The organism is Aurantimonas sp. E1-2-R+4 (assembly GCF_036549515.1).
In the GTDB taxonomy this organism is placed as follows: Bacteria; Pseudomonadota; Alphaproteobacteria; order Rhizobiales; family Rhizobiaceae; genus Aurantimonas; species Aurantimonas coralicida_A.
In genome coordinates, this window is sequence record NZ_JAZHLK010000011.1 from 41,163 (window position 1) to 55,138 (window position 13,976).

Annotated in this window: 18 protein-coding genes; 9 read left to right on the forward strand and 9 right to left on the reverse strand. The window is 64.3% G+C overall.

All coding sequences use genetic code 11. The features are described 5' to 3' along the window. The first annotated feature begins 20 nt into the window (after positions 1–20). From ligA to VQ045_RS07375, 4 genes are all read left to right on the forward strand, one after another. On the forward strand, positions 21–2,156 hold the full coding sequence (ligA, locus tag VQ045_RS07360) for an NAD-dependent DNA ligase LigA (protein ID WP_331829651.1): 2,136 nt from the start codon (positions 21–23) through the stop codon (positions 2,154–2,156). A 135-nt stretch (positions 2,157–2,291) separates the two neighbouring features. Next, positions 2,292–2,873, forward strand: coding sequence for a YbjN domain-containing protein (locus VQ045_RS07365; protein WP_331829652.1), 582 nt, complete (start codon positions 2,292–2,294; stop codon positions 2,871–2,873). Between the two features lie 116 nt (positions 2,874–2,989). Beyond that, positions 2,990–3,703, forward strand: a complete 714-nt coding sequence (locus VQ045_RS07370) for an AzlC family ABC transporter permease (RefSeq protein WP_331829653.1) — start codon at positions 2,990–2,992, stop codon at positions 3,701–3,703. Next, positions 3,696–3,992 (forward strand): AzlD family protein, encoded by a 297-nt coding sequence (locus tag VQ045_RS07375; protein ID WP_331829654.1) that lies wholly within the window; start codon positions 3,696–3,698, stop codon positions 3,990–3,992. Before VQ045_RS07370 ends, VQ045_RS07375 begins: the two co-directional genes overlap by 8 nt. A 17-nt stretch (positions 3,993–4,009) precedes the next feature. On the opposite strand, the gene VQ045_RS07380 is transcribed toward VQ045_RS07375, so the two are convergent. Both VQ045_RS07380 and VQ045_RS07385 read right to left on the reverse strand, forming a co-directional pair. Further along, the gene (locus tag VQ045_RS07380) at positions 4,010–4,999 is read right to left on the reverse strand and encodes a Tim44 domain-containing protein (RefSeq protein ID WP_331829655.1); all 990 of its coding nucleotides are present in this window, start codon (positions 4,997–4,999) and stop codon (positions 4,010–4,012) included. A gap of 204 nt (positions 5,000–5,203) precedes the next feature. Further along, the gene (locus VQ045_RS07385; protein ID WP_331829656.1) at positions 5,204–5,335 is read right to left on the reverse strand and encodes a hypothetical protein; all 132 of its coding nucleotides are present in this window, start codon (positions 5,333–5,335) and stop codon (positions 5,204–5,206) included. Positions 5,336–5,554: 219 nt separating this feature from the next. Here VQ045_RS07385 and VQ045_RS07390 point away from each other — a divergent pair, with 219 nt between their 5' ends. Together VQ045_RS07390 and VQ045_RS07395 are read left to right on the forward strand one after the other, a co-directional pair. Then, the gene (locus VQ045_RS07390) at positions 5,555–6,256 is read left to right on the forward strand and encodes a hypothetical protein (protein WP_331829657.1); all 702 of its coding nucleotides are present in this window, start codon (positions 5,555–5,557) and stop codon (positions 6,254–6,256) included. A gap of 53 nt (positions 6,257–6,309) precedes the next feature. After that, complete coding sequence (locus tag VQ045_RS07395) at positions 6,310–6,504, forward strand: hypothetical protein (RefSeq protein ID WP_331829658.1); 195 nt, start codon at positions 6,310–6,312, stop codon at positions 6,502–6,504. A gap of 7 nt (positions 6,505–6,511) precedes the next feature. On the opposite strand, the gene VQ045_RS07400 is transcribed toward VQ045_RS07395, so the two are convergent. Together VQ045_RS07400 and VQ045_RS07405 are read right to left on the reverse strand one after the other, a co-directional pair. Then, entirely contained in the window at positions 6,512–6,736 is a 225-nt protein-coding gene (locus VQ045_RS07400; RefSeq protein ID WP_331829659.1) for a hypothetical protein, read from the reverse strand. 59 nt (positions 6,737–6,795) lie between these two features. Continuing rightward, positions 6,796–7,983 (reverse strand): vWA domain-containing protein, encoded by a 1,188-nt coding sequence (locus VQ045_RS07405; protein ID WP_327623054.1) that lies wholly within the window; start codon positions 7,981–7,983, stop codon positions 6,796–6,798. A gap of 126 nt (positions 7,984–8,109) precedes the next feature. Between VQ045_RS07405 and VQ045_RS07410 the strand changes: the two genes are divergently transcribed. Then, positions 8,110–8,424 (forward strand): hypothetical protein, encoded by a 315-nt coding sequence (locus tag VQ045_RS07410; protein WP_327647007.1) that lies wholly within the window; start codon positions 8,110–8,112, stop codon positions 8,422–8,424. A gap of 3 nt (positions 8,425–8,427) precedes the next feature. Further along, positions 8,428–8,772, forward strand: coding sequence for a helix-turn-helix domain-containing protein (locus VQ045_RS07415; RefSeq protein WP_327623056.1), 345 nt, complete (start codon positions 8,428–8,430; stop codon positions 8,770–8,772). An 86-nt stretch (positions 8,773–8,858) separates the two neighbouring features. Here VQ045_RS07415 and VQ045_RS07420 read toward each other — a convergent pair whose 3' ends face one another. The 4 genes from VQ045_RS07420 to VQ045_RS07435 all read right to left on the reverse strand — a co-directional run bounded on the left by VQ045_RS07420 (position 8,859) and on the right by VQ045_RS07435 (position 11,810). Next, the gene (locus VQ045_RS07420) at positions 8,859–9,440 is read right to left on the reverse strand and encodes a c-type cytochrome (protein WP_331829660.1); all 582 of its coding nucleotides are present in this window, start codon (positions 9,438–9,440) and stop codon (positions 8,859–8,861) included. Between the two features lie 252 nt (positions 9,441–9,692). Further along, complete coding sequence (locus tag VQ045_RS07425; protein ID WP_331829662.1) at positions 9,693–10,520, reverse strand: PhzF family phenazine biosynthesis protein; 828 nt, start codon at positions 10,518–10,520, stop codon at positions 9,693–9,695. 7 nt (positions 10,521–10,527) lie between these two features. Beyond that, positions 10,528–10,968: a GNAT family N-acetyltransferase gene (locus tag VQ045_RS07430; RefSeq protein ID WP_327623059.1), complete on the reverse strand. Its 441-nt coding sequence runs from the start codon at positions 10,966–10,968 to the stop codon at positions 10,528–10,530. Positions 10,969–10,970: 2 nt separating this feature from the next. Beyond that, complete coding sequence (locus VQ045_RS07435; protein WP_327647002.1) at positions 10,971–11,810, reverse strand: AAA family ATPase; 840 nt, start codon at positions 11,808–11,810, stop codon at positions 10,971–10,973. A gap of 172 nt (positions 11,811–11,982) precedes the next feature. Here VQ045_RS07435 and VQ045_RS07440 point away from each other — a divergent pair, with 172 nt between their 5' ends. Then, entirely contained in the window at positions 11,983–13,185 is a 1,203-nt protein-coding gene (locus VQ045_RS07440; RefSeq protein ID WP_331829663.1) for an MFS transporter, read from the forward strand. On the opposite strand, the gene VQ045_RS07445 is transcribed toward VQ045_RS07440, so the two are convergent. Beyond that, a complete protein-coding gene (locus VQ045_RS07445) occupies positions 13,155–13,844 on the reverse strand; it encodes a DapH/DapD/GlmU-related protein (protein ID WP_331829665.1) in 690 nt (229 codons plus the stop codon). The two genes, VQ045_RS07440 and VQ045_RS07445, sit on opposite strands and share 31 nt — an antisense overlap. Positions 13,845–13,976: the final 132 nt, after the last annotated feature.

Consider the following 13,976-nt stretch of genomic DNA (forward strand, 5'->3'; position numbering starts at 1 on the left):
GGCAGGGAATCACGGACGCCATGAATGACAAGCCGGTCGACGATCTCGATGAACAGGAGGCGGCGAGCGAGCTCGAACGTCTGGCGCGCGAGATCGCCGAACACGACGGGCGCTATTATCGCGAGGACGCGCCCAACGTCTCGGACGCGGAGTACGATGCGCTGCGCCGCCGCAATGATGCGATCGAGGCGCGGTTTCCCGAGCTGATCCGCTCGGACTCGCCGTCGCGGCGGATCGGGTCGGAGGTGTCGGAGAAGTTCGAGAAGATCCGCCATGCGTTGCCGATGCTGTCGCTCGACAACGCTTTTTCGGATGAGGACGTCGCCGATTTCGCCAAGCGAGTCCGCCGCTTCCTGAAGCTCGCCGAGGACTCAGCCCTGGCGATCACCGCCGAGCCCAAGATCGACGGCCTGTCGCTGTCGCTGCGCTACGAGAAGGGCGAACTCGTCTCGGCGGCGACCCGGGGCGACGGCACCACCGGCGAGGACGTGACCCGCAACGCCCGGACCATCGACGACATTCCGAACCGGCTGAAGGGCGATGCGCCTAAGATCTTCGAGGTGCGCGGCGAGGTCTATATGAGCCACGCGGCCTTCGCCGCGCTCAACGCTCGGCAGGCCGAGGAGGAAAAGCCGGTCTACGCCAATCCGCGCAACGCCGCCGCCGGCTCGCTGCGCCAGCTCGACGCTGGGATCACCCGTGGCCGCGCCTTGCGCTTTTTCGCCTATGCTTGGGGCGAGGCGAACGATGTGCCCGGCAAGACCCAAATGGAAGTCGTCGCGGCCCTCGGCCGGTTTGGTTTTACCACTACCGATTTGATGCGCCGCTTCGACACGATCGAGGGGCTGATCGAGCATTATCACCGGATCGAGGAGAGCCGCGCGAGCCTCGGCTACGACATCGACGGCGTCGTCTACAAGGTCGACGATCTGGCCTTGCAGAAGCGCCTCGGCTTCGTCTCGCGCTCGCCGCGCTGGGCGATCGCCCACAAGTTTCCGGCCGAGCAGGCGACGACGGTGTTGCGGGCGATCGAGATCCAGGTCGGCCGCACCGGCGCGCTGACGCCCGTCGCCAAGCTCGATCCGGTCACCGTCGGCGGCGTCGTCGTCTCCAACGCCACGCTGCATAATGCCGAGGAGATCGAACGGCTGGACGTTCGCGTCGGTGACATGGTGACGATCCAGCGGGCTGGCGACGTGATACCGCAGGTGCTGGGAATCGTCGCCGACAAGCGCCCCGCCGGCACCGAGCCGTTCGAATTTCCGTCGGTCTGCCCATGCGAATTGAAGACCCCCGTGGTGCGCGAGGAAACCGCCTCGGGCGCCCGGAGTGTCGTGCGCCGCTGCACCGGCGAGTTCGCCTGTCCGTTCCAGCGGCGCGAGCATCTGAAGCTGTTCGTCTCACGAAAAGCCTTCGACATCGATGGGCTCGGCGACAAGCAGATCGATTTTTTCTACGACGATCCGGATTTTCGCGTTCGCACACCCGCCGACATCTTCAAGATAGCCGAGACGAACGCCGGCGGCCTGAAGAAGCTGAAGGACAAGGAAGGCTTCGGCGAAGTCTCGGCCAACAACCTCTTCGCTGCGATCGAGGCACGCAGGGCGATTCTGCTCGACCGGCTAATCTTCTCGCTCGGCATCCGCCATGTCGGCGAGGCGACGGCGAAGACGCTGGCGCGCGCCTACGGCACCTTCGAGGCGTTCCACGACGCCGCGCTCAAGGTGGCGGCGGGTGACGAGGAAGCGGGCGCCGAGATGGACGCGCTGGAGGAGATCGGCGGGGCCGTGCTGACCGCTGTGGCGCGGTTCTTTTCCGAAGAGCACAATCTGCGTCTGGTCGAGGATCTGGTGCGGGAACTGACGATCGAACCGGCCGAACAGCCGGCCGCGTCCTCGCCCGTTTCCGGCCAGACCATCGTCTTCACCGGTTCGCTGGAGCAGATGACCCGCGACGAGGCGAAGGCGATGGCCGAGGCGTTGGGCGCCAAGGTCGCCGGGTCGGTATCGAAGAAGACCGATCTGGTCGTCGCCGGTCCCGGCGCCGGCTCGAAGCTCAAGAAGGCCGCCGAACTCGGCGTCGAGGTGCTCGACGAGGATGCCTGGTTCGAGCGGATCGGGCGCAGCCATGGGGCGGAGACCGGCGAGAGCGGCTGACCGGGCCTCGGCGCGACGTTACAGTCATGCACCGCTGCCACGGGCGGTCGGAGAAATCTGGGGCAATGCGTCGCCGCACCTTGCGGAGCGCCCGGCGAATGCCGAGATTGGGCGCGCTCCAGACAAGGATGATTCATGCTATTCCGCCTGCCGCGCTGCCTGCGCACCGGCCTTGCCGCCGCAATTTTCCTCGTCGGTGCGGGCTTGGCGCCTGTCGCGATCGCTGTGTCCGTCGACAATGACCTTCCCGCCACGAAGGCGCCGGTGGCCGCGGACACGCGCACCGGCTCGGCAAAGTCGGATATTTCCGAGATCGTTCAGCCCGACGACCTGTCCGCCATGGTCGGGATCGCGCTGGGCTATGGCAACGCGGAACTTTCCACCATCGAGAATGGGGACCCCGTGATCGTCGGCGAGATCAATGGCGTCGCCTATCAGCTGTTCTTTCTAAATTGCGCGGACGACCACACCGGCTGCACCATTATGAACTTCTATGCGATCTGGGATGTTCAGGACGTCGCCATTGATGCCATCAACGGATTCAACCGCACCCAGCCTTTCAACAAGGCCTATCTGACGCCGGACAATCTGCCCGTGGTCGAACTGAACCTGTCGACGGTCGGCGGCATGACGCGTGGCCAGCTCGACGACGCCTTCGAGCGCTGGACCATCGCCCTGGCGGAGTTTCCCCGCGAGGTGCTGGGCGAGACGCGGTAGCGAACGCGCCGTTGATTTCCGCCGCGCTTGCGCGGTTCGATGTGACAAAGCATAAGCAAGACTGATTAGGCGGTCGCTCGGCGACCGTGTTTCCACGAATCAATCCGAGCAACCCCGTGACCGAATCCGCCCGATCGGAGATCCGCGCCGCGCTGCGCCAGCTCCTGCCCATCCTTTTCGCTGCGTTGCCCTTCGGCATGCTCTACGGTGCGATCGCCGTTGGCGAGGGTCTGACGCTATGGCAGACGATCGGCTTCTCGGCCACCGTCTATGCCGGCGCCTCGCAACTCGCCGCTCTGCAACTGATCGGCATCGGCGCGCCGGTTTGGTCCGTGCTTCTGGCGGTGGTGGCGCTCAACTTCCGGCACGTCCTCTATTCGGCATCCGTGGGCAGACACCTGACGCGTTTTTCGGCGCCCCAGAAGGCGGCGGCGTTCTTCCTTCTGGTCGACCCGATGTTCGGCGCCGCCGAGGCGCGCGCGAGCGGCCAGAAACTGACCAAGACGTTCTATTTCGCCTATGGCCTAGTGCTGTATTTCGGCTGGCTCGCCGCGACACTGGTGGGGGCTTTGTTCGGCGCGCTGATCGACGATCCGCTCGCATACGGCTTGGATTTCATCCTGCCGGTGTATTTCCTGACATTGTTGATGACCTTTCGCACCCGCAGTCTGTTCTATCCGGTGGCACTGGCAAGCGCGGCGGCCTCGATCCTCGTCTATCTGACCGTCGGCCCGCCCTGGCACGTCACCATAGGCGGGGGCGCCGGGGTCTTGTTCGCCGCCGTCGCCAAACCGGCGGCGCGGCCGAGGCGCGAGGGCGTCGATGCCTGATATCTGGCTGATCATCGTCCTCGCGGGAGTGCTTACCTACCTCACGCGCGCCGGCGGGCATCTGCTGCTTGCCCGGTTCGGGTCGTTGCCGCCTCGGCTGGAAGCGGCGCTCAACGCTGTTCCGGCGGCGGTGCTGACGACGATCGTCACGCCGATCCTGGTGACCGGTGGTTGGCCGGAGCGCGTCGCGATCCTGGTCTGTCTGGTGCTGTCGTTGCGCCTGCCGCTGATCGCGGTGGTCGCGATCGGCACGGGACTGGTGGCGGCGGCGCGGGCTGCCGGCTTCTGAAGCAGGCCGCTCGTCGATCAGTCGGCCTGGATCGCCGACAGTTTCCACGCGCCGCCATTTTCGCGCACGAATGTCCACAATTCCGTGGTTTCGCTCGGATGCTCCGGATCGCCTTCGACGACGGCACCGCTCTGGCGATCACGCATGACGTCGATCGATTCAAATCGCATTGCCACGGAGGCGTAGTCGCATGCGTCCTCGCGCCAAGCTTCGGCCAGATCGCCTTGCAGCAACGTGACCGCCGTCACGTCGTTCTTGCGCCCCGACGTGGCGTTCTCGGAGAGTTCCTCGGCGAGATAGGACATCACTTCCGGCGTAGTGATCTGGCGCAGCGCGGCGTAGTCCTCACGTGAAAACGCCGCCTGGATCTCCTGGAGCTTCTGTTCGAAGGCATCGAGATCCCGGTCGGTGATGCCGATCTCGTCGGCCGGGCCAGACGATGCTGCTGCCGAGCCTGCGCCGAGTCCGGCTCCTGAACCGATCGACGGGATGCGGAAGCTTCCCGGTCCCGCCGGGCGCGGTGTCTCCTCGTAGGCGCGCCGCTCCGCTGCACCGGAATTGCCGGCATAGGCGCCGCCGGCTCGGTTGCGAAACAGCCGCATCAGCAGGGACGCGCCAAGAGCGATCAACAGCACCTGGACAAGCAGCGCGAGGAAGCCGCCCATGCCGCCGAAGCCTGTCCCCATCAGCATGCCGAACAGGCCGCCAAGCATCAGTCCGCCGAGAAGACCGCCGCCCAAGCCGCCGAAGAGACCTGGCCGACGTGTCGTCGCGCCGTTCTGAGCGGTTCCTGCGCCCGGCTGGGCAGCCTGGCCCGGCGTCATTGAGCGCTGGACCGGCGCGAAGGATTTCGGCGCCGTGGTCGTGGTCGGTGCCGACTGGAATGTGCGGAAGCCCCGGCTGCCGAAGCTGCCGCCGCGACGCGCGTCGGCATGGTCGACCGCGACGAAGGAGAAAGCGAGGAAGAAGCTTGCAAGCATTGCACCGAAGCGAAGGCGGTTGACCATGTGATGTCCCGTCAAATTGGCGTCCGGCGAGATATGGGGAATGTCGGTTCGCTGCGCTATGGCTGCCTGAAAATTATGCAAGATAGGTGGAGGGCCCGCCGTGCGGAGCGGGCCAGCGCACTTGGTGCCTGTCGAGAATGACGACATCCTTCACCTTGGACGAGTTGGCCAGTGCCAGCGTCTGCTACTGCCGGTGCGCTGTCGTCACGCATAATGGATGGTCAGGCCACCGATGGCCTGCACGGTGTGGTCTCGTGCGATCTCGGTTAGCGTGCGCTTCTGCTGGTCGTGGGTTTCGGTGGACGAGCCCGGCTCACGACCGGCACTCGGTCGCATTCCGACGCGCGCCATGTTTGATTACATTTGATTTTCATAGTTTCCGCGCGTCGACGTCTAAAGCGCTTGGGAGAGGCAATGACAGAGCCAGTCGGGCAGCGATTTAGCCAAACGTACATGCGTCAATCCGACCTCCTCCCTGATAGCGAGCGTATGCGGGGCCGACTAAGGTCGCTGTACTGCTCTATCGGAGACGATCTCTCTACATTCGGCAGCCTGATGAACAGTGAGCTCGGCCTTCAATTGGAAGGCTATGCCTATGCCTCCGCTTGGACGCGTATAATGCAGTCGATCGAGCTTCGGGACGTTCTGGACTCTGTTACTATCCGGTATCAGTGCCTTGACCATTATGATTCGGAAGCTCTCGAGAAAATACGCGGTGAATTCTTAGATGAAGCTCGCAGAATCTTTCGAGAAGAGCAGGTTCGCTACCGAATCGACGATGAAGGTGGCGTTCATTTCGCGCAAGACAGCGAATTCGAGAGGATGCGGGTTTCTACGATAGCAACACTGAAAGACGCCCGCTTCGACGGGGTCCGCGCTGCGTTCGACGCGGCATTCCTCTATCTTGATCAGCAGCCCGTAGACGGCAAAGGCGGGCTTCGGTCAGCCTTCTTTGCGTCCGAGGCTTTATTTCGTCTAATGTTTCCGTCAGCGCATCAATTAAGTGGCAGCGAGGTGCGGAAGCATCTTCAGCCATTGATTGACTCTGTGTACGGTTCACAGAAACCTGCGGTCCACATGGCTCAGAAGCAGTTGCAGTCTTTCGTGGACTGGATCGATGGTGCCCATTTCTACAGACACGAGCCTGGTACTGAAGACCCGGCTCAGCCGCCGCTTGAGTTAGCGATATTTATGATCTCGCAGGCTGGCAGTTTCATTCGTTGGTTGGCGCACCTTGATGCCAAGCGCCCAAGTTGAGGCATAATACCAACCTGCGGTGATAGGAACCCATTCGACCGGGACGATCGCCGATGCGTGGCGAGGAGCGGGACGACGCGCGATGCGGCGCAGCGGGCGAGGCCCGCGACGAAGCCAGGCACGGCGAGAGCCCGGCCTTCGGTGGGCTGTACGGGCTTGCCGGACGGCGTCGCACCGCTTGCCCGATGCGCCGCATCGAACCGCGCGGCGCTCCTGGCCGGACAAGCCCGTCCAGCGCCATCGAATAGGTCCCTATCACCGCAGGTTGGTATAAGCGCTAAGGACTAAGTCACGATCCGGCACCAGAAGCGACCGACGTGGCCGTAGCGGTGCCTGCAGGCTTCCAGAAACAACGGAGCCCGCAGGTGGCTGGCAAATGCCAAGCCAGAGCCCCAGCTTGCGCTGTGCCATTTGCAGGCGGCGCTTATTGCGTTCCTCGGCCCAGATGAAATCCTGATGATCGAGATCGTTGGCCGGCATTGCACCAACAGCCCGCCGTGCCGCGGTGCCGTACGGCTCTCGTCTGACGCAAGCCTCTGTCAGCGCGCGAGTTCGCGCGTTGCCTCCTCGATGCCCTTCAGCGTCATCTCGAACATCCGGTCGCCGGTCGCCTCGCGGATCATCTGGATCGACTGTGTCCAGTCCCAGTGTTCGCGCTTGACCGGGTTCAGCCAGACGGTCTTCGGCCATTTGGCGGTAAAGCGTTGCAGCCAGACGAAGCCCGGCTCGGGGTTCCAGTGCTCGACCGAACCGCCCGCCATGGCAACCTCGTAGGGGCTCATCGAGGCGTCGCCGACGAACACCGCCTTGTAATCCGATCCGAACGTGTGGAGCACGTCCATGGTGGAAATCGTCTCGGCATGGCGGCGGCGATTGTCCTTCCACAGCCGCTCATACGGGCAATTGTGGAAGTAGAAGAATTCGAGGTGCTTCAGCTCCGAGCGGGCGGCGGAAAACAGCTCCTCGACCGCCCGGACATGGTCGTCCATCGACCCGCCGATATCGAGAAACAGTAGCACCTTGACCGCGTTGCGCCGTTCGGGCCGGGTCTTTACGTCGAGATAGCCGTGCTCGGCGGTGGAGCGGATCGTGGCGGGAAGGTCGAATTCCTCCTCGGCCCCGTCGCGAACCCAGCGGCGTAGCCGCTTCAGCGCGACCTTGATGTTGCGCGTGCCGAGTTCGACGCTGTCGTCCAGATTGCGGAACTCGCGCCGGTCCCAGACCTTCACCGCCTTGCGGTGGCGGCTTTCCTTCTGGCCGATACGGATACCTTCCGGGTTGTATCCATAGGCGCCGAACGGTGACGTGCCGCCGGTGCCGATCCATTTCGAGCCGCCCTGATGGCGCCCTTGCTGCTCTTCCAGGCGTTGCTTCAGCGTCTCCATCAGCTTGTCGAAGCCGCCGAGGCTTTCGACGAGCTTTTTCTCCTCGTCGGTGAGGTGCTTTTCGGCCAGGCGGCGCAGCCATTCCTCGGGCAATTCGCGCATATCGACGCCGCCGGCCTCGCCCGACACCGCCTCGATGCCCTTGAAGATTTCGGAGAACACACGGTCGAAGCGATCGATGAAACGCTCGTCCTTCACGAGGCTGGCGCGAGCGAGATAATAAAAGCCCTCCACGTCGTAGGTGACGAGATCGGCCGTCACCGCATCCAGAAAGGCGAGATGCTCGCGCAGCGTGACCGGCACGCCGGCGGCCTTGAGCTTGAGGAAGAAGGTCAGGAACATGGCCGGAAGGTAGGGCAGGGAGCGGCGCTTGTCAGCCGGCGGCGTTGTTTCGCGGAAATCGGCGATCTAAGATCGGATCGGTTGATCGCGATACGTCAGTGGCGTATATGTGGGGTGGGGATGGCGTTGGATATTGAAGTCGGTGAAACCCGACGCTTTCTCCTTGATTGCGCGATGTATGGCGTGAATGCGGAAAAGCATGAGGCTCTGCTGCGCCTTCTGAAAGGAGACCCGGTTGTCGGTCGTCAGCGACCTGGGTCACCTTCCTTGTGGGATTGGGAGTTCAGCGGCAATCGGATTACTTATGCTTTGTCAGACGATTGCTCGCGGCTGGTGCTGCTGCGACTAACTCCCGCAGAGGCGCCGAAGGCCAGCCGCCTGCTACAGATCATGAAGCTGATACGAACTATCAACGAGATCAAACGCCTGTTCGGATTGTGAGCCATGTCAAAGAAGATGAGGATCGAAACGCAGGAAGAGGCCGACGTCCATCTCGTCGAGTCCCTCGAACAGGCGTTGAAATGGTTTCAGGGCGATGATTCCGATGTCACCGTCCACACCTTCACGATCGAGGTGCCGGACGTCGCCAAGCTGCGGCGCAAGCTGAAGCTGACGCAGGCCGATTTCGCCCTGAAGATCGGGGTGCCGGTGGCCACGCTCCGCAATTGGGAGCAAGGCCGGCGCTACCCGACCGGCCCGGCGCGAGTGCTGCTCAACGTTTTGGCGCGGCGGCCCGATCTGGTGATGGAGGCGATCGAAGCCTCCCAGCCGGTCGAGGCGGCGGAATAACAGCCTCGTGACGGAGACGTGCCTAAACCGTGTGCTCCGCCCGGCCTTGCCATTGGTGGAGGTCGGGTCGAAGATGAAGGAGCGTCCTACTGGGCGAGCTTGTCGCGGAATTTCTCCGGCACTTGATCGAGCGTCAGTTTCTTCTGTTCCTCGGCGTCGTGCGCGAAGGCGACAAGATCGGCGAGTTCCTGGCCGGTCAAATCGATGACCGCGCCAAATTCCGCCTCCTGCATTGCCGTCATGGCCGATGCGCCGCGCCACATGCGGGCGGCGAATTCGAACGCGTTCATCGGCGACGGCATCTCGGCGGCGTCGAGCGAAGGGCCGACTTCGACCCCGACACCGTTGACCAAATGGCAGACGACGCAGCCCTTGTCGACAAACAGCTTGCGTCCGCGTTCGGCGTCGAGCGGGGGAAGAGCGATGCCGATGTCGCGCATCAAGCCCATCATGCGGTTGACCTGTTCGGGCGGCATCTCCTCGATCGCCTCGAAATCGTGACCGTGCTCATGGCCCTGATGCATTTCGCGCATCTGTTCGAGCGGAGCGGACGCGCCGTGATCGTCGTCTTTCGTCTCCGAGGAATGACCGGCAGCAGCCATGGCGCCGGCGGGCGCGAGTGCCATGGATACGGCCACGGCCGCCATGGCAAGGGTGACATGGGACATCGTCATAGTCCTTTCAGATTATCGCAAAAGCACCGTCTCGCGCCTTCAGGATCTGCAAAGGACGCCGTCGGTTCAGGAAACACACCATAATCTCATCCGAAAGCCGAGACCGTGGCCGCAACGATGATGTAGCGTCGAACAAATGGTAGGGCGTTGATCCACATCAATTCCGGGCTGCGCAACCCTGATGTGCCGCCTTACGAAGTTCTGGAGAACGGCGCCGTCCGGATCGGTCAGGCGGACCGGCGCGGTTCAGCTTGGCAGAGAGATCTCACCCTTGAGATAGAGCACGCCCTGGCCGGCCACGACGACGGTCTCGCCGTCCAGCCGGCAGCGCAGATCGCCGCCGCGGCTCGACACCTGCCGGACCGTGAACTGGGTTTTTCCCAGCCGCCCGGCCCAATAGGGCACCAGCGAGCAATGGGCCGAGCCGGTGACCGGATCCTCGTCGATGCCGGCCTTCGGCGCGAACATGCGCGAGACGAAGTCGACGGCGTCGCCGGGCGCCGTCGCGATGACGTTGCGCGGTGGCAAAGCCGCGATCGCTCTTATGTCCGGCGCCAGACCGACGATTTCGGCCTCGGTCTCGAAGACGGCGAGGTAGGAGGTGTCGCCGGGGACGGCGAAGGAGACCACCGCCTGCGGCCGGGCGCCGAGGGCGTCGGCCAGCCTGTCGATATCGATTGCGTCGACGGTTCCGGCCTCGTGACGACGCGGGAAGCGCATCACATACCAGCCGTCAGCGCCCCGCGTCACCGTGAGCTCGCCCGATTCCCGTGTGACGAAGGTCAGCGTCGCCGCGGTCTCCCCGAGGCATTCGGTGAGGACGAACGCGGTGGCCAGTGTCGCGTGGCCGCAGAGCGGCACCTCGATCGCCGGGGTGAACCAGCGCAGCTCCCAGCGTGCCTCGCCGGCCGGCACGAAGAAGGCGGTTTCGGCGAGGTTGTTCTCGGCGGCAATCGCCTGCATCGTTGCGTCCGGCAGCCAGGATTCGAGCGGCACCACGGCCGCCGGATTGCCGGAAAACAGCCGGTCGGTGAAGGCGTCAACCTGATAGAGGGGGAGGCGGGTTGCTGTCATGTCGGTCTCAGCGCTGATATTTGATGAACGGCGTTTTGCTCCCGACTCGATCATAGAGCTGGCGGCCCGTGTAGTTGAACTCCTGCGTCATCCAGTAGACGGCGGGACAACCGGCGTCGTCCGCCGCCGCATAGACAGCTTCGATCAGTTTTCGGCCGACGCCCAGGCCTCGTGCGGCCGGGTCGGCGAAGAGATCCTGCAGATAGACGACGTTCTCGCTGCGCCAACAATGGCGATGCTGCAAGTAGTGTACGAGACCGACAATCTGGCCGTCACGGACCGCCAGTAGGCCGCATGGGTCGTAGAGCGCCTGGCCGAGCAATCGCGCGAAGGTCGTTGCGTAGACCTCCTCGGTGATCGTGGTCCCGTAGAATTGGAGATAGGCGGTCCAGAGCCGTCGCCAGTCGGCTTCGTCCGTGGCTTCCAACGGGCGGACCGTAATGGTCATGCTCACCCCTTCCGCCGCGCCAAAAACGCCAATCGCTCGAACAGATGCACGTCCTGTTCGTTCTTCAACAGCGCGCCGGCGAGCTTCGGCAGGGCGCTGGTCGGGCTCTCCCTGAGGTCCTTGGGCTCGATGTCCTCGGCGACGAGCAGGCGAATCCAGTCCAGCGCCTCCGAGGTCGACGGCCGTTTCTTGACGCCCGGCTGCTCGCGCAGCTCGTAGAACTGGGTCAGCGCGGCGCGCACCAGTTCCTTCTTGATGCCGGGATGATGCACCTCGACGATCTTCGCCAGCGTCTCGGGATCGGGAAACTGGATGTAGTGGAAGAAGCAGCGGCGCAGGAACGCGTCCGGCAGCTCCTTTTCGTTGTTCGAGGTGACGACGACGATCGGCCGATGCCTGGCCCTGACCGTCTCGTCGGTCTCGTAGACATCGAATTCCATCTTATCGAGCTCCTGCAGGAGATCGTTGGGAAACTCGATGTCGGCCTTGTCGATCTCGTCGATCAACAGGACGACTCGCTCGTCGGAGGCGAAGGCCTCCCACAGCTTGCCGCGGCGGATATAGTTGCGGATGTCGTTGACCTTCTCGTCGCCGAGCTGGCTGTCGCGCAGGCGCGAGACGGCGTCGTATTCGTAAAGCCCCTGCGCCGCCCGCGTCGTGGACTTCACCGTCCACTGGATCAGCCTCAGCCCCAGCGCCTCGGCGATCTGGAAGGCGAGTTCGGTCTTGCCGGTGCCCGGCTCGCCCTTGACCAGCAATGGACGTTCGAGGGTGATTGCGGCGTTGACCGCGACCATCAGATCCTTGCCGGCCACATAGGCGTCGGTTCCGGTAAAGCGCATGCGTGTCATCCTGTTTTGCTGTTGCCGGCAACCATAAGGTCCGGCGAGGCGGTGGCAAGCGGGGGGCATTGGCGATCCCATCCGTCAGTCGGGCTTATCGTATGGCCATGCCGCCCTATGTTGCCGCTGCGAAGCGCCGGCCCGCGTGATGCTCCAGGAGAATTCATCGTCCATGACCCAACCGAGCTATGCCGCGCAATCGGGTGCCACCGGCCAGGGCGCTCTCGGCACCGTGTTGACGGTGTTGTTCGCGCTTGCCTGCGGCGCGCTCGCGGCCAACCTCTATTACGCCCAGCCGCTGGTCGCGCTGATCGGCGACGACACCGGCCTGTCACCCTCCACCGAGAGCATGATCGTCACCGTCGCGCAGATCGGCTACGCGATCGGCCTCGTCCTCTTGGTGCCGCTCGGCGACCTGATCGAGAACCGCAAGCTGATCCTCGTCACGATGGCGGCGAACGTCGTCAGCCTCGCCGGCCTGGCCCTGGCGCCGGGCCTGACGATGCTGTTCGCCATGATGCTGGTCGTCGGCATCACCTCGACGGCGGCGCAGATGCTGGTGCCGCTCGCCGCCAATCTCGCGCCCGCCGCCGAGCGCGGCAAAGTCGTCGGCAATGTCATGAGCGGGCTTCTCGGCGGCATATTGCTGGCCCGGCCGGTCTCCAGCTTCCTCGCCGACTATGTCGGCTGGCGCGGCGTCTTCGGCCTGTCCGCGGGGCTGATCGCGGCGCTTGGCCTGGCTGGCCTGATCCTGTTGCCGCGCCGCGAGCCCCACGGCGAACGGAGCTATGCCGTGCTGATCGGCTCGCTCGGCAAGCTGTTCATGCGCCAGCCGGTGCTGCGCCGGCGCGGGATCTACCATGCCGCGATGTTCGGGGCGTTTTCGCTGTTCTGGACCGCCGCGCCGGTGATCCTTCTGCGCGCACCCTACAATTTCACTCCGAGTGGCGTGGCGCTGTTCACGCTGGCCGGCGTCCTCGGCGTCTTCGCCGCACCCGTCGCCGGACGGCTCGCCGATCGCGGCTACACCCGCATCGGCACTATCGCGGCGATTGCGACGGTGATCGCCGCCTTCGTCGCGGCGCTGTTCGGCGGCGTATCGCTGGCTGCCTTGGTCGCCGCAGGCATCCTCATCGACCTCGGCGTGCAGGCCAATCTGGTTTTCGGCCAGCGCGAAATCTACCAGCTCGACGCGACCATCCGGAACCGGCTCAACGCCGTCTACATGACGACGTTTTTCCTCGGCGGGGCGATCGGATCTGCCCTGTCGAGCCCGGTGCTCGAAGCCTTCGGCTGGGTCGGCGTCTGCGTCATCGGCATCGCCATGCCGGCGGCGGCACTGATTTACTTCCTGGTGGCCGACGAGGCGGACTGAGCGGCGAGGTCGGCCGTTTCCCACTTGTCGAGGAAGGTTTCTATCGGCAGCGCCTGCATGTCCGGGATTGCGGCAAACAGCACCTCCGGTGACCAGTCCCACCAGGCGAGGCGCCGGAGCCGCTCGGCGATCCCGGCGGAAAACCGCGCGCGCAACAGCCTTGCCGGCACGCCGGCGACGATGGCGTAGGGTGCGACGTCCTTGGTCACCACCGCATTGGCGCCGATCACCGCGCCGACGCCGATCTGGACCCCCGGCATCACCACCGCGCCATGACCGACCCACACGTCATGGCCGATCGCGACCCGCTTCGCGCTGCGGTGTTCGCGCCAGTCGGCGTCGATCGGCAGATAGCGGAAATACTCGTTCGGCCGGTAGCTCAGCTTGTGGGTCGTCGGCCGCTCCATCGGGTGGTCCAGCGCGTTGATCCTGACATTGGCGGCGATCGAGCAGAACTTGCCGATGTCGGTGTGGATCGCCTCGCCGCCGCGTTCGAAATAGGAAAAGTCGCCGACCGTGACGTCGCGCAAAAGCACCCGCTGACCGATCTCGACGAAGCGCCCGAGACGGGTTTCCTTCAGCTCCGCCGACGGGTGGATGCGTGGTTCGGACGGGCGCAAGCGCGGATCGTCGTCGTTCGTGCGCAGGCCTTCTTCCATCACGTGACTCCCCTCAGACTGCTTTACTCGCCGCAGCGGTCCCCGTGGCTCTAAACCGCGGCGCGGCGTCGGTACAGGCCGGCCGTGCGGAAGCGGCGGGGAGACGACAGAAGGCGCATCGTCGCGGCCAGT